This window comes from Streptomyces sp. NBC_00457 (assembly GCF_036014015.1).
GTDB lineage: Bacteria > Actinomycetota > Actinomycetes > Streptomycetales > Streptomycetaceae > Streptomyces.
In genome coordinates this window covers 9,428,402-9,443,124 of sequence record NZ_CP107905.1, presented here as the reverse complement: position 1 = coordinate 9,443,124, position 14,723 = coordinate 9,428,402, and the positions used below count along the sequence as shown (strand labels likewise).

11 protein-coding genes are annotated in these 14,723 nt (G+C 71.3%); 4 read left to right on the top strand and 7 right to left on the bottom strand.

Annotated elements, in window-relative coordinates:
• Positions 1–3 precede the first annotated feature (3 nt).
• The gene (locus tag OG828_RS43160) at positions 4–909 is read right to left on the bottom strand and encodes a helix-turn-helix domain-containing protein (protein ID WP_328369662.1); all 906 of its coding nucleotides are present in this window, start codon (positions 907–909) and stop codon (positions 4–6) included.
• 264 nt (positions 910–1,173) lie between these two features.
• Between OG828_RS43160 and OG828_RS43155 the strand changes: the two genes are divergently transcribed.
• Together OG828_RS43155 and OG828_RS43150 are read left to right on the top strand one after the other, a co-directional pair.
• Positions 1,174–1,377 carry a cold-shock protein gene (locus tag OG828_RS43155; protein ID WP_023544341.1) on the top strand — a complete coding sequence of 68 codons (204 nt, stop codon included), beginning with the start codon at positions 1,174–1,176 and terminating at the stop codon, positions 1,375–1,377.
• Positions 1,378–1,477: 100 nt separating this feature from the next.
• Positions 1,478–3,094, top strand: coding sequence for a DEAD/DEAH box helicase (locus tag OG828_RS43150; protein ID WP_328504235.1), 1,617 nt, complete (start codon positions 1,478–1,480; stop codon positions 3,092–3,094).
• A gap of 213 nt (positions 3,095–3,307) precedes the next feature.
• On the opposite strand, the gene OG828_RS43145 is transcribed toward OG828_RS43150, so the two are convergent.
• On the bottom strand, positions 3,308–3,562 hold the full coding sequence (locus OG828_RS43145) for a hypothetical protein (protein WP_210571408.1): 255 nt from the start codon (positions 3,560–3,562) through the stop codon (positions 3,308–3,310).
• A 355-nt stretch (positions 3,563–3,917) separates the two neighbouring features.
• Here OG828_RS43145 and OG828_RS43140 point away from each other — a divergent pair, with 355 nt between their 5' ends.
• Positions 3,918–4,208 carry a hypothetical protein gene (locus tag OG828_RS43140; protein WP_210571407.1) on the top strand — a complete coding sequence of 97 codons (291 nt, stop codon included), beginning with the start codon at positions 3,918–3,920 and terminating at the stop codon, positions 4,206–4,208.
• A 78-nt stretch (positions 4,209–4,286) separates the two neighbouring features.
• Here OG828_RS43140 and OG828_RS43135 read toward each other — a convergent pair whose 3' ends face one another.
• The 4 genes from OG828_RS43135 to OG828_RS43120 all read right to left on the bottom strand — a co-directional run bounded on the left by OG828_RS43135 (position 4,287) and on the right by OG828_RS43120 (position 9,306).
• A complete protein-coding gene (locus tag OG828_RS43135; protein WP_328504234.1) occupies positions 4,287–5,489 on the bottom strand; it encodes a cysteine desulfurase-like protein in 1,203 nt (400 codons plus the stop codon).
• A gap of 126 nt (positions 5,490–5,615) precedes the next feature.
• Entirely contained in the window at positions 5,616–6,347 is a 732-nt protein-coding gene (locus OG828_RS43130) for a ferritin-like domain-containing protein (RefSeq protein WP_328369642.1), read from the bottom strand.
• A gap of 144 nt (positions 6,348–6,491) precedes the next feature.
• The gene (locus OG828_RS43125; RefSeq protein ID WP_328504233.1) at positions 6,492–7,976 is read right to left on the bottom strand and encodes an L-fucose/L-arabinose isomerase family protein; all 1,485 of its coding nucleotides are present in this window, start codon (positions 7,974–7,976) and stop codon (positions 6,492–6,494) included.
• A 49-nt stretch (positions 7,977–8,025) separates the two neighbouring features.
• Positions 8,026–9,306, bottom strand: a complete 1,281-nt coding sequence (locus tag OG828_RS43120) for an MFS transporter (protein ID WP_328369636.1) — start codon at positions 9,304–9,306, stop codon at positions 8,026–8,028.
• Between the two features lie 207 nt (positions 9,307–9,513).
• On the opposite strand from OG828_RS43120, the gene OG828_RS43115 reads away from it, so the two are divergent.
• On the top strand, positions 9,514–13,434 hold the full coding sequence (locus tag OG828_RS43115) for a glycosyl hydrolase (RefSeq protein WP_328504232.1): 3,921 nt from the start codon (positions 9,514–9,516) through the stop codon (positions 13,432–13,434).
• 228 nt (positions 13,435–13,662) lie between these two features.
• Here the strand turns inward: OG828_RS43115 and OG828_RS43110 are convergent, their stop codons facing one another.
• A complete protein-coding gene (locus OG828_RS43110) occupies positions 13,663–14,682 on the bottom strand; it encodes a LacI family DNA-binding transcriptional regulator (RefSeq protein ID WP_328369630.1) in 1,020 nt (339 codons plus the stop codon).
• Between the last annotated feature and the right edge of the window lie 41 nt (positions 14,683–14,723).

The window sequence follows — 14,723 nt, the reverse complement described above, 5'->3', positions numbered from 1 at the left end:
GGATCAGGTTTCCTGGAGGATGCGATGGAGGGTCGTCGGAGTCTCCTCCGGTGATTCGGCCTCGACCACCAGGCGGTTCATGACATCCCAGTAGCACTCGATCTCGGCGGGCCTGTCGGGGTAGAGCGCGGTGGTGAGCTGCTCGAGGCAGACCACGTCGGGCAGCCGGCCGCCGGGCAGCCGCAGGATGGTGACCGGACCGCCTTCCGCGGCGTAGCCGCCGGCGTGGAACGGCATGATCTGGACCGTGACCTGCGGGAGTCCGCAGATCTCGATGAGATGCCTGAGCTGGGCGCGCATGGTGCCGATGCCGCCCACCGGGCGACGCAGCGCCGCCTCGTCGATCACGGCCCAGAACTGAGCCCCGGGACGGCGGTGCAGGATCCGCTGGCGGGTCATCCGCAGTCCGACTCGCCGGTCGATCTCCTCCGCACCGGCGCCCGGGTGGGCGAGCCGGACGGCGGCACGCGCATAGTCGGGGGTCTGCAGCAGGGCGGGAACGCGCTGGACCTCGAAGCAGCGGATGAGGCTCGCCGACTGTTCGGCCCCGAGGTAGGTCTGCATCCAGGAGGGCACCACGTCGTTGTAGTACTGCCACCAGGCGGGGGTGTTGGACTCTTCGGCCAGCGCCAGCAAGGTGGCGCGTTCGGCCTCGTCGGTGACGCCGTAGAGGGTGAGCAGATCGGCCACGTCCCGCAGCTTGAACCCGTGGCGGCCGCCCTCCAGCCGGCTGATCTTGGACCGGGAGGCGCGGATGACATGTCCCGCGGCCTCACGCGAGATGTGCCGCCCCTCCCGCAGCCCGCGCAGCCGTGCGCCCAGCACCAGCCGCGGCACCAGGGGGCCCGCCGACCCGCCGTCCCCCACCGCACTGTCGGACGAGGTACGTGCGGCGTCTTTCCTACCCATCGGCATTCTCCCTGCGGTGAACGCAACTGTGCACGCGTACGAGCGCGGCAGCCAGCCATCCTAGGGGCTGTCGGGTACATGATCTCCAGATCGCGCCAACTGGCTTGCCCTGAGGGGCGCCGCCGGGTTGTGCTACGGTTTCCGCGTTGCAGTTGTGGTACCCATGAACCTATGTGCGCCTGACGGGAATGTTTCTCCTTCAGGCGCATTAGTTGTTTTCCCGGCGTCTCCGGATGGGGCCTCTGCCTACAGAAGGAGAAAGTCATGGCACAGGGAACTGTGAAGTGGTTCAACGCCGAAAAGGGTTTCGGCTTCATTCAGCAGGACGGTGGCGGCCCGGACGTGTTCGCCCACTACTCGAACATCGCGACCCAGGGCTTCCGTGAGCTGCAGGAGGGCCAGCGGGTCTCCTTCGACGTCACGCAGGGCCAGAAGGGCCCGCAGGCGGAGAACATCGTCCCCGCCTGATCGCCGCACGCGTATCCGCTCACCGGGGTCCGCACCGTCACGGTGCGGACCCCGGTGAGTGCTGTTTCCAGTGTGTTTTCCAGGAAGGCAGGCAACCGCAATGTCCCGCAGGCCCAATAAGCCGAACCGGCGCTCGTCGACACCCCCACAGCCCGCGGCGTCGCCCAGGGAATTCCGGCTGCCGGAAAACACCACCCCCGCACTTCCCGCCGTCGAGGACTTCGCCGGTCTGGACATGCCCGCGGGGCTGCTGAAGACCCTTACCGCGCAAGGGGTGACGACCCCCTTCCCCATTCAGGCCGCCACCCTGCCCAACTCGCTCGCCGGCCGTGATCTGCTGGGCCGTGGACGCACCGGCTCCGGCAAGACCCTGGCGTTCGGGCTCGCGCTCCTGGCCCGCACGGCCGGGCAGCGCGCGGAGCCCAAGGCACCTCTCGCCCTCGTGCTGGTGCCGACCCGCGAACTCGCCCAGCAGGTGACGGAGGCGCTGACTCCGTACGCGACCGCGGTGAATCTCCGGCTGGCCACCGTGGTCGGCGGACTGTCGATCACCAAGCAGGCCGGTACGCTCCGGCGCGGCGCCGAGGTCCTCGTGGCGACCCCCGGCCGACTCAACGACCTGGTGGAGCGCGGGGACTGCGTGCTCGGCAGCGTCGGCATCACAGTGCTCGACGAAGCCGACCAGATGACCGACATGGGCTTCCTGCCGCAGATCACCAAGCTGATCCAGCAGGTACGGCCCGACGGGCAGCGCCTGCTCTTCTCGGCCACCCTGGATCGCAACATCGACCGCCTGGTGCAGCGGTTCCTGACCGATCCCGTGGTGCACTCCGTGGACCCGTCCGCGGGAGCTGTGACCACGATGGAGCACCATGTGCTCCACCTCCTGGACGAGACCGACAAGAAGGCGGTCACCACGCGCATCGCCGCCCGTGACGGCCGGGTCCTCCTCTTCCTCGACACCAAGCGGTCCGCCGACCGGCTCGCCAAGCGGCTCCTGGCCGTCGGTGTCCGCGCGGCGGCCCTGCACGGCGGCCGGTCCCAGCCGCAACGCAACCGCACCCTGGATCAGTTCAAGAACGGCCAGGTCACCGCACTGGTCGCGACGAACGTCGCGGCCCGAGGCATCCACATCGACGACCTCGACCTCGTCGTGAACGTCGATCCCCCCACCGACCACAAGGACTACCTCCACCGCGGCGGCCGCACGGCCCGCGCCGGCGGCTCCGGCAGCGTGGTCACCCTGGTCCTGCCCGACCAGAAGCGCGACGTCACCCGCCTCTTGTCGGACGCGGGCATCCGCGCCCGTACCGCCCGCATAACGTCTAGTGACCCCCACCTGTCCACCATCACCGGCGCCCGTGAGCCGTCCGGCATCGCGGTCACCCTCCCGGTCCCCGAGCCGGAGACGCCGACGGCCTCCCGCCCGAACCGCAAGCCCGGCACCGAGCCCGGCAAGCGCTCCAACCGCCGCCGCGGAAACGGCAACGGCGCGGCCGGAGCGGCGACGGGCGCCGCCTCCGGGACGGCCGGCCGGACCCCGGATCGCCGAGCCACGGACACCGCCTCGACCGGTGCCGCCTCCGCCAAGACCCCCCGCCGATCGGGCCGCCGGTCGACGCCGACCGGTACCACCACCGGCACCACCGCGACCGGAGCCGCCGGCGCCCGCCGCGTCCCCGCACCCCGCAGCAGCCGGCAACGCTCACCCCGCTGACCACCTGGCGCCGGCGTTCGCCGGCGTTGTGCGACCGTCGCCGAGCACCATCGAGCGAGCGGGCCCCGAGCACAGCTGCAGCCCGGGCGCGCGCCCTGGTGGGGCTGCTGTTGCGCGTCCGGGCTGCGATGGCCGTCGAGGCCGAGCTGACGGGGGTGTTGCGACTTACGGGGCCGCTATGCGGCGGAGTACGAAGCCACCCGCCCCGCCTGTCTAGCGGGCGATGTAGGGAAGGGCGAACTGGTCGATGGCCTGCTCCGGCGTGTCGTGCCCACCCTTGTCGCCGTGCTTGCCACCGTTCGGCGCGTCCCACGAAGCGACGGCGTTGGACTGCGAGACGGCCACCGCGGTGATGTCCGTGGCGTCCTTCTCCTTCTCGTGGCCGCCCGCGAAGCTGACGCCGGCACCGAGGGTGGACAGCCCCGCGATCGCTACCGCCACGACCGCAACTCGCTGAATCTTGCGCATAGTTTGACCCTTTCTTACGTGGGCAGTTGCCCTCGCTTGGTTACGTAATGTGATCATAAGCACACAAAACGGACCGATTTTGGATCTCCGACGTATCCGCGTGCCGTGTCGGATCAGACGCGAGCCCCAAGTGCCGCTCGTGGGCCGGACATCGACGCCGGGCGCGAACTGACAACCCGTCAGGAGAGCGCAGCCGGGGGGCGCTCATGCGTTACGGCGTCAGAGTGCTTTCGCCGCGAGATCGCGAAGCCCGGCGTGCCACACCGGCTCGCCAATCACTTTTCCTTCTAATCTTCGGTCACAGTACGAAGTCGATCTTCCACGGATCGTACTCACCTCACTCACCGGAGATGACATGCACAAGCTTCACAAGGCTGCCGTCCTGGTCGCCGCTCTCAGCAGCGTCGGGCTCCTGGGCGCCGGCACCGCCAGCGCCAACGGCGGCGACGGTCACGGCAAGGGCGGCGGGAACTACAGCGTCCTGCAGAGCACCGAATGCAAGTCGCACGACCTGAACCTCGACATCCTCGGCCAGGTCGGGATCCTCAACGGCCTGCTGGGCCAGGGTCTCAACGGCGAGGGCACCTCGGGCAGCCAGGGCACCCACCTGGGCTCGGAGATGGGCTGCAGCAACAGCGCCTTCTAAACACCGTACGGTCGCGCAGGCGGCCGAGAGCAGAGAACGGATCCCGGCACCGGGCCTCAGGCCCGGTGCCGGGATCTTTCATGTCAGGAAGTCCGACAGGCCCTCCAGGAGCCGGTCGACGTCCTCGGTGTTGTTGTACGGCGCCAGGCCGACGCGGAGGCCGCCGGTGTCTGAGAGGCCGAGTCGGCGGGACGCTTCGAGGGCATAGAAGGAACCGGCGGGCGCCTGGACACCGCGTTGCGCCAGGAAGTCGTACGCGTCGGCGGTGCTGTGGCCCTCGAAGGTGAGCAGCAGGGTGGGGGTGCGGTCGGCGGCGCGGGAGTGCACCGTGACCTGCTCCAGGGCGGACAGTCCCTTGTCGATCCGCGCGCGCAGGACCCTCTCGTGCTCTTCCAGCGCCGCGAACGCGGAGGCCAGCCGCTCGCGGCGCGTACCGGTGGCGCCGGTGTCGAGGCCGGCGAGGAAGTCGACCGCGGCGCGGGTGCCCGCGAGGAACTCGTAGGGCAGTGTGCCGAGTTCGAAACGTTCCGGGACGGCGTCCGTCGAGGGCAGCAGCTTGTCCGGGTGCAGGCTCTCCAGCAGCTCGGGCCGGGCGGCGAGGACGCCGTGGTGCGGGCCGAGGAACTTGTACGGGGAGCAGACGTAGAAGTCGGCGCCGAGCTGCTCGACGTCGACCAGGGCGTGGGCGGTGTGGTGCACGCCGTCGACGTAGAGGAGCGCCCCGGTCTCGTGCACCGCGCGGGATATCGCGGCGATCGCGGGCCGTGTGCCGATCAGGTTGGAGGCGGCGGTGACCGCGACGAGCCGGGTCCGCTCGGAGAGCACGGCACGGATGTCCTCGACGCCCAGCTCGCCGGTGGCGGGATTGAAGTCGGCCCACCGGACGGTGGCGCCGGCCTGCTCGGCGGCCTGGATCCAGGGGCGGATGTTGGAGTCGTGGTCGAGCCGGGTGACGATCACCTCGTCGCCGGGCGACCAGGTCTTGGCGAGGGTGCGGGAGACGTCGTAGGTGAGCTGGGTGGCGCTGCGGCCGAAGACGATCCCGGCCGGTTCCGCGCCCAGCAGGTCCGCCAGGGCCCGGCGGCTCTCGGTGACGATGGTCTCGGCATTGCGCTCCCCGGGGGTGATCCGGCCCCGGTTCGACAGCGGCTGCGCCAGCGCGTCGGCGATGGCCTCGATGACCGGCCGGGGTGTCTGTGTGCCGCCGGGACCGTCGAAGTGCGCGATCCCGGCGCTGAGGGCGGGGAACTGCGCACGGAGAGCGGCTACGTCGTACGTCACGGAAGCTCCTGTCGCTGCTCGGGCACGGCGGGGGTTCGGCCGACCGGGACCTCGTCGAGGCGATGACGACGGTAGTTCACGACACCGCCGACGCGAACCGCCGCTCCCCGAGGAGCAGCCTGGGTGTCAGCGCGCGCTCGACCACGCGTCCGGGCGGGGTGCCAGCACCGCGGAGACCACGGCGTCGGCCGATGCCATGACGTCGGCCACGAAACGAAGGCGGCCGATGCCGAGTCGGCGCAGTGCCGGGCCGTGGTCGACGGCGACGACGAGGCAGACCGCGAGGAGGAGCACGCGCCAGAGGGCCATCACCGGGCGGCGTATCGGGCGGGGCAGTTCGGCCAGGGAGGTGTGCAGTCGCTCGCAGTGGAACGGGACATGGCGCTCCTCGTCGGCGAGGATCCGTCCCGCCACCTCCGACGTGAGCGGGTCGTCGGTGCCATCGCGCAGGGCACGGTAATAGCGCAGCGCCACCACTTCCGCGATCATCAGCACCAGCAGTTCCAGGCGCAGGCCCATGAGTCGCCGCAAGCGTACGAAGACGGTGTCGCTCCAGTGGCCGGTCAGCGTCGGTACGCCACCCGCGGCCAGCAGCCGGGCGAGCAGACGGGCGTGGTTCTGTTCCTCGGCGACGAAGAGCCGGACCGCCCGCGCGTAGTCGGCGTCACCGGCCTGGTCCGCTTTGGCGACGAGGTTGGCGCCGTCACCGTCCTCGCCGACCTGGAAGCGCTGAACGCTCGCCGAAAGCGCCGGATGCAACGTCGCCCCTTGCCCCCAGTCCGGGTCCCCTTCAGCGTTCCGGCGCTCCCGCTCGTCCTCGAACCGCTGCGTCCACTTGGCGAATCCATCCGTATGCACCCGGTCACTCCTCTTCCGGACACGGCCACCGTGCCCTGAAGAGGGACGACGCCTGACGGGCACCGAACCGTTCCCTGGAAGGCCGCACGGCGGTGGACACGTACGATCCGGGCCGGTCCCGCGGACGTACGCACCCGCCCCCGATCACACCCCCCGGTGATCGATCCCCAGCAGACTCGCCGCGGCCCTGAAGTCCGCCGCGTGGTGTCCGACCGACAGGGACCAGTGATGGCCGACGCCCGTGGCGCTCCATGCGTCGACCCACTCGCCGGGGTCCCGGCCGAAGTCGACCCGGCTGGTGGTGTTGCCGATCTCCAGGAGCGGTCCGGGGACGACGGTGCCCTCGGAGGTGACGAAGGACAGGCCGCCGTCGGCGTCCTGGCCGAGGCCGAGGAGGGTGACAGGGCCGGGCTGGACGTCGAACTCCACGCTCACACCCCAGCCGCGCTTGCCGTGGTAGACGCCCAGCCCGCGCAGCAGCGGGTCGCGGGCGCTGACGGCGAGGTGGCCGGGGCCGTCGTGGCCCATCTCCACCACGCCGTCCTCGAAGTTCAGGGCCTGGATCTCGGTGAACGAGCCGCCGGAGCCCACGCTCTGGGAGGCGAACTGGGCGACGCTGGTGCGCAGTTCGTACTCGCCGGCCGCGGGCACGCCCCGCGCGGTCAGCAAGGAGGCGCCGAGGATCATGCCGGCGCCGAGCCGCTCGTGGAGTTCCCCGCCGAGGCCGCGATGGTAGTAGGCGAGGGTGTCGAGGCCGAAGTCGTCCACGAGCCGGTCGAGGGCGACCGACACGGTCGCTCCCCAGGCGAAGTCCTCGTCCACCACACTGTCGTCGAGGGTGAAGACCTGCCGCGCGAGCGCCATGCGTTCGCGGGTCTCCGCCTCCGTCACCTGCTCCACCCGGTGCCGCAGGTCGTCGAACTCCAGCACCTCCGTGTGCGAGCCGAACGTCGTGGACAGCAGCGTGGGGTCGGTCGACACATCGAGCATCCCCGGATACAGGTGCCCCATGAGGCCATGCCGGGCGTGCCGCAGGGCCGAGCGGACGTGCGCGGCCCGGATCCACTGCTCGATGCGCCGCCAGGCGCTCTCCTGGCGCAGCCAGCCCGAGACCGACCGGAACGGGATGCCGGCCCGGCGGAAGACGTTGCCGACCTCGGGCACCGGGCACTGGCCGCAGTAGGCCAGCCAGGCGCCGGTGTCGAAGGACGCGTGGTCCATACGCTCGGTCGGCTGGAGGTCGATGACCAGGACGGGGGCGTGCGAGCGCTGGGCGATCGGCAGCACCATCGACGAGGTCAGATACGTCGTCAGGAACAGCACGATCAGGTCGCAGTCCGCTTGGCGGAGCTTCTCGGCCGCCGCCGCGCCTTCCCCGGCGTCGGAGATGAACCCGACGTCGGTCACCTCCGCGTCCATCTGCCGGAAGCGGTCGGCGACGTAACTCGCCGACTCCTTCAGTTGCGGGAGGAGTCCGGGGAACTGCGGCCAGTAGGTGCCGAGTCCGCCGGCCACGAGTCCGATCCGGGTGCGGCGCCGGGCCACCGGGGGAAGCAACTCACGCAGCCGGGCGGCCCGTTCGGCGGTGCGGCCCGTGGTCGTTGCCGTCGTGGGGGCGGTCGTAGCCATTGGCTGGTGCTCCTTTGCTCCTTTGTACGCCGACGGGGTGGGCCCCGGCTCAGGCGCTGGCGATCCGCAGGTCCTTCCGGGTGCGGTCGGCGCTGGGTGAACGCGGGACGAGGACACGGACGATGTAGGCGCCGGCGAAAGCGGCCAGCACCATGCAGGCAGTGATGGACCAGAGCAGGACGGCCGGGCTGTAGTCGACCAGGGCAGGGGTGAAGAACGCCGCGACCGCGAACACCCCGCGCGACAGGGCGTAGGTGAGGCCCTGGGTGGTGCCGCGGGTGTCGGCGGGCAGGGTGAGCTGCGACCAGACCTTGTAATTCGCCTCGCCGGCGAAGGGGTTGGAGAGCTGGTAGAGGACGAAGAAGACGAGCATGCCGACCAGGGCACCGGCGGTCAGGGACGCGATCACGAAGGCGAGGATCTGCACGGTGGCGGCCACGTAGAACAGCCGGTCGCGCCAGGGGCTGTCGGCGACGCGGACGAAGGCGATGGTCAGCAGTACCCCGATCGGGATGAAGGCCAGGTTGATCCCGGTGGCCAGGCTCTGTGAGGCGTCGCTGACGGTGACCAGCAGATAGGTGCCGAACTGGCCGAAGGTGTTGGCCCCGAGCCCCCAGGTGACGTAGAAGACGAAGGTCGCGGCCATCGGCAGCAGGGCGGCCCGCGTCCACACGTTCTTCAACGCGATGCCGTGCGGGCCGGGCGCGTCCTCCGTCTGCTGTGCGGCGGCCCGGTCCTCCTCCGCGACCTGCTCCGGCGACAGCTTCAGCCGGGAGCGGAGCAGCCAGGTGACCAGTGCGGCGAGGGCCAGTTGGCCGGTGATGATGCGGGCTCCGGTCATGCCCGTGGTGGACAGGACGAAGCCGAGGAAGATGGCCACGGTGATGCCCAGCATCCACATGACCTGGGTGAAGGCCACGAGACGTCCGCGGGCCCGGGCGGGGGCGGCGTCCGAGACCACGGCCAGGGACGTCGGCAGGTCGGCGCCCGCCGCGAGTCCCGCGATGAGCACGCCGATCAGGAGGACGATGTCGTCGGGCGCCAGCGTGATGACGAGCGCCCCCACCGCGAAGCAGAAGATGTCCCAGTTGTAGACACGGCGACGCCCGAACAGATCGGCGAGCCATCCGCCGACCAGGGATCCGACGGCGATGCAGATGGTGACGATCGCGCTGATCGCGCCGGCCATCCACACACCCATGTCGTAACTGTCGCGGTAGATGGCCAGGTTCACGGAGATGCTGACGATCAGTCCGGCGTCGAGGTAGGAGGCCATGCCCGACAGGGCCGCGGCCTTCCACAGGTGCTTGGGGACGGGTTCTTCGGCCATGATGCGACTCCGTCGTCTCGTGACATCGCGGTTCCGGGCCGGATCGCAGAGAATATAGGGCGCGAAAAACGTTCCAACAAGATGCCGCGCAGATATCCGTGGCATGTCCGCCAGGTGGGTCCGGCGCATCCACGGCCATGGCGCGAACCCTCCATGTCCCCTACCGTATTGGCCATCTAAAAACGTTTTAGGGGAAGGACCGCACCCGTGCTCTCCCCAGAACTTCAGCAGCTGTTCGAGCATCCGCCCCGCGACTTCGGCCCCACCCCCTTGTGGTGGTGGTCGGGCGCCGAGGTCACCCGTGACCGCCTGGAATGGCAGATGCGGGCGTTCGCGGACGGCGGCGTCCACAACCTCGTGGTGATCAACCTGGCGCCGACGGGACCGAGTTTCGGAGCCCGCGCCGACGAACCGGCGTGGTTCGGCGAGGAGTGGTGGGCCCGCTTCACCGACGCCTGCGAGATCGCCGCCCGACTCGGCACGCGCCTGTGGTTCTACGACCAGATCGGGTTCTCCGGCGCCAACGTCCAAGGCGGCGTCACCCGACGGCACCCCGAGGCCGCGGGCCTGGCCCTGCGCACCCGCACGGCGACCGTGCACGGGGGGACGGTCGCTCTCCGGGACGGCGAGACCCTGGTGGGCGCCTACGACGCCGGCGGCCGACGCCTGCCTGATCCGGTCGGGGTCGCGGACGGCACCCAGGTGCAGCTGGTCACCGCGGTGCCCACGGCGTTCGACTACCTGGACCCGCACGCGGTGGGCGCGTTGATGGACGCCGTCCATCACGAGTACGACCGCCGTGTGCCGGAATACCTGGGCACCGTCATCGCGGGCAGCTTCCAGGACGAACTGCCGGGCACCAACTCCTGGAGCCGCCGCTTCTCAGAGGAGTTCCGCGCCCGGCGCGGCTACGACCTGCTCGACCACCTGCCGGCCCTGTTCGGCACCCGCACCACGGACGACGCGGCGAAGATCCGCGCCGACTACTACGCGGTCCGCGCGGAACTCACCGAAGAGGCCCTGTTCCGCCCGCTCGCCGACTGGCACCGCGAGCGTGGCCTGCTCCTGGGCTGCGACCAGAGCAACCCGGCCCGCGCGGGCTACCCGGCCCAGTCGACCCAGCTCTACACGGACTACTTCCGTACCCACCGCTGGTACAGCGCCGCGGGCAGCGACCACCACGGCGACGCCAAGGTCCACTCCTCGATGGCGCACCTCTACGGCCACGAGCGCGTCTGGATCGAGGCGTTCCACTCCTCCGGCTGGGGCGGCACCCTGGAGGACACCTACGACTGGCTGCTGCCGTTCCTGCGCAGCGGCGCCAACCTCTACAACCCGCACGCCAGTTACTTCGGCACCGCGGGCGGCTGGTTCGAGTGGGCACCGCCCGCCACCGACTGGCGACAGCCGTACTGGAAGCAGTACCCGGCCTTCTCCCGGGCCGTGGCCCGGATCTGCTCGATCATGTCCTGGGGAAGCTACGAGGCCGACGTGGCGGTCCTGCACCCCACCGCCACCATGCAGTCCCTCCTCCCCCTGGACGCACCCGTCCACCACTTCGGCGACGGCCGGCTCGGCGCCCCGCACACCGACGCCGACGAGACACAGCGGCACTACCTGGACCTGTGCGGCACCAACGACTGGCGGCGCCCCCGCGCAGGCGCGCTGGATCTGCGCCGCGTCTCGTTCGACGTCATCGACGACGACTCCCTCCAGCGCGCCAAGGCCGCCGACGGCGCCCTGCGGATCAGGGACCTCGCGTACAGCGCGGTGCTGCTGCCTTCGGCGAGCGTCCTGGAGGAGAAGACGGCACGCCGGCTGACCGAACTGCTCGATGCCGGCGGACGGGTCGTGGTCGTGGGGCGGCCTCCGGTGACGGCCGCCGGTGTGGTCGGTGACGACTCGGTCGTAGCGGCGCTGGTGTCCCATCCACGGCTGGAGCGGGCGCGCGACGCCGCAGCCGGCGCGGCGGCGGTGGCCGACTCGGCCGGACATGCCACCGGCGATGTGCCGCTGCTGGTCAGGAGGAAGGGGAACGCGGCGGTCGCCCTGGTGACGGGGGCTTTCCCCGACGCCTGCGTACGTGAACGGGGCGCCCGGAACCACACCACCGACCCCTCGCGCTACGCCCGCACCTCGTCCGTCAGTGTGCGCGCCCCGGTCGCCGAGGCCGAGGTCTGGAACCCGGCGACGGGTACCCGGAGCCCGGCACGCGTCACCGTCTCCGAGGGCGGCGTGTCGACCATCGAGGTGTGCCTGGACGGCGCCCCCGCCGTGCTCGTCGTATGGCGCGAAGGCGCACCGACGAGCCGCGCGGCCGTGCCTCCGGGGTCGGACGAGGCGGTCATCGATGTCTCGACCGGCTGGCAGGGCCGCCTGATCCCCACCCTGGACAACCGGTGGGGCGATCTGGCTCTGCCCCCGGGGTCGTCCGTGGCCGAGCCGCAGATCTGGGACATGGAGTGGACCGAGTCCGAGGCGCCGGACGCGGTGTGGCGGCGGACGCGGGCCACCTACGGCAACCGGGTCCGTCTCCTGTCGCCGGTTCCCGCCGCCGACGCCCCCGAGCCGCTCGACGCCGAATCCGTCGAGCGGGTTCTGGACGGCGAGTTGCCCCTCGCGCCCGGGTGGGACGTGGCGGTGTACTCGTCGAGCCGTGGGATCCCGGAGCCGGGCGGGCTGCTCGGCACCAAGGGCCTGGTGAACGAGGAGTTCGTACGCGTCCCCGTGCCCGGCGGCGGAACAGTCGCCCGGGTCCGGGCGATCGTGGAGACCGGTCACCGGGGACCTGCCGACCTGCACGTCGCCACGGAGGCGGTCAAGCGCGTGTGGTGGGACGGCGAGTTGCTGGACACGGGCCGCGGGTATCTGGCCTCCGCGCCGGTGACGGTGGCCCGCGCTCGCCATGTGCTCGAGTACGAACTGTCCGGCGCCCAGAGCCGACCGTCGACGATCTCGGCCGCCGCCGATGCACCGCTGGGCAGTTACTTCTGCCTGTCCGAGCCGGACGGATTCGCGCCGAGGCCGCGGTTCATGCGTCTGCCCGACGGAGTGGAGCCGGACGGCCCGGTGACGTACCGCGCGCGGTTGCGCCTGCCCCGCGAGGGAGTGCGGGCGGTGCTCGTCGTGGGTGCCGCGGCGGCGGTCACCGTGCTGCTCGACGGCGCTGTCGTGGCGCGGCAGGAGAAGGTGGAGTACTACGAGGCGGACTGGGGCGCGGTGCCGATGTTCTTCCGCCACGAGGTGGCTCTCGGGGCGGGCGAGCACGTGCTCGACGTGGTGACCGACGGCGACCGGGAGGCGGTCTTCGTCGATCTGGTGGCGCAGTCGACGGCACTGGTCAGTGGCGCCGGTTGGGAGGCGGAGTCGGGCGCCTGGCACGGACGTACCGTCGAAGACACCGTCAGACGCGGCGAGTTGCAGCACTGCCACGCTGCCGTGCGGTCGCACCCCTTGCCGGACACCGAGTGGCTCGGCGGCCCGCCGGTGCTCGGCAGCCGCGTGCTCCCCCTACGGACCACCGACGACGTGCACGCCTCAGCGCAACGCTTCCGGTTCACCGTGCCCGCGGGCACGGTCTCGATCGATCTGCCGCTGGAGATTCCCGCGCGGGTGCGGGTCGGCAACGGCGCGGAACGCCCTCTCGACGGCCAAGTGCTCACGCTGGAGCGGCCGTTGGGGGAACCCACGGAGCTGGAGGTCGTCACCGCGCCCACGGCCCTCCTGCGCGCGGGCTCCGCGTGGCGCGGGCCCGCGCGGGTGCGTACGGTGCCGGCGCCGCTGGCTCTCGGGGACTGGAGCGCGCGGGGACTGGGCAGTTGGAGCGGGGGCGTGTCCTATGCGCGGGTGCTCGATGTGCCGCCTGGGCCGGACCCGGTGCTGGATCTGGGGCGGGTGCGGGGCAGCGTCGAGGTCGCGCTGGACGGGGAGGTGGTCGGCGAGGCGTTCTGCGCGCCGTACCGCTTCGCGCTGCCCGGCGCCGCCGGCCGCACCGTGCGGATCGAGGTGACCGTCTACAACACCCTGGCGCCGTATCTCGCCGAGGCGACGCCGACCGCCTGGGCCTTCCCGTCCCAGCTTCCGTCGGGAGTGCTCGGGCCGGTGACGCTGCGGACCGCGGGCCCGTGATCAGCAGCCGGCCGGTCGGCCAGGCGTTCTGCGCGCCGTACCGCTTGCCTCTGGCCGGCGCCGCCGGGCGCGCCTCGTGCGGGACCGGTGACGCTGCGGACCGCGGGCCCGTGATCAGCAGCCGGCCGGTCGGCCAGGCGTTCTGCGCGCCGTACCCCGTGCCTCTGCCCGGCGCCGCCGGGCTCGCCCCGTGCGGGACCGGTGACGCTGCCGACCGCGCACTCGTGATCAGAGGTCGGCAGGCGGCAGCGTCGAGTCCCGTACGACGAGGCCGGGCGCGAACACCCGGGTTTCGTGGACGTGTTCGGCGCGGGCCTCGATCTCGTCGAGCAGCATCTCGACGGCCGCCCGGCCGAGCTCCTCGACCGGCTGCCGGACCGTCGTGAGAGTCGTCGCCCCGAAGCTCGCGATGTCGAGGTCGCCGTAGCCGACCACCTGGACGTCCTCGGGAATGCGCACACCACGGTCGCTCAGTCCGCGGCACAGTCCCGCGGCGAGGAAGTCGTTGGTGCAGAAGACCCCGTCGGGCAGCTCGGCGAGCTGGTCCGCGATCTTCATGCCGTACGCCACCGTCATCTCCTGGGCGACGACCTGGTCACAGCGCGCCTCCCGTCGGCTGCGCACCGCCTGCCGGGCGCCCTGGTAGCGGTCGGCGCACTGGCGGATCCCGCGCTCTCCGTTGACGACGAGGATGTCCCGCGCCCCGCGGTCCAGCAGGTGCTGCACGGCGATGCGCCCGCCGGCGATGTCGTCGACGGAGGCGGAGCAGCCTTCCCGCTCCGGCATCGCGCGGTCGGCCAGGACCAGCGGGATGCCGCGATCGCGCAGCCGGGTCAGCCGTCCCGGGTCGGCGCTGAGCGGAACGACCACGACGCCGACGGCTCGCTGTTCGACGAGCATGGTGAAGTAGCCCTGTTCGCGCTCCGGCGCGTCCCCGCTGTGGCAGAGCACGAGCGCATAGCCGTGGTCGTACGCCGCGTCGGCGGCACCCCGTGCGATGCGCGCGTAGAAGGAGTTGGCCACGTCGGGCAGGACCAGCCCGATCGAGGACGAGTGCCCGGTGCGCAGGCCGGAGGCGCCGGGGTGGGGGACGTAGTCGAGCGCCGCGATCGCGCTGCGGACGCGTTCGGCGGTCTGGGCGTTGACCCGCTCGGGCCGGTTGAGCACGTTCGACACGGTGGACACGGAGACGCCTGCCGCGGCGGCGACTTCCTGAATGCGGGCGGGGCGTGCCGAAATGGCGTCCACCCCCTCGCTATGAGAGCCGTGCGACCAGGCACGACAGCGGT

Bases quoted from the DNA above. Each gene is read 5' to 3' on its own strand.
- OG828_RS43145 (WP_210571408.1), bottom strand. From the start codon at position 3,562: ATGCGCAAGATTCAGCGAGTTGCGGTCGTGGCGGTAGCGATCGCGGGG.
- OG828_RS43140 (WP_210571407.1), top strand. From the start codon at position 3,918: ATGCACAAGCTTCACAAGGCTGCCGTCCTGGTCGCCGCTCTCAGCAGC.
- OG828_RS43150 (WP_328504235.1), top strand. From the start codon at position 1,478: ATGTCCCGCAGGCCCAATAAGCCGAACCGGCGCTCGTCGACACCCCCA.
- OG828_RS43155 (WP_023544341.1), top strand. From the start codon at position 1,174: ATGGCACAGGGAACTGTGAAGTGGTTCAACGCCGAAAAGGGTTTCGGC.
- OG828_RS43125 (WP_328504233.1), bottom strand. From the start codon at position 7,976: ATGGCTACGACCGCCCCCACGACGGCAACGACCACGGGCCGCACCGCC.
- OG828_RS43120 (WP_328369636.1), bottom strand. From the start codon at position 9,306: ATGGCCGAAGAACCCGTCCCCAAGCACCTGTGGAAGGCCGCGGCCCTG.
- OG828_RS43160 (WP_328369662.1), bottom strand. From the start codon at position 909: ATGGGTAGGAAAGACGCCGCACGTACCTCGTCCGACAGTGCGGTGGGG.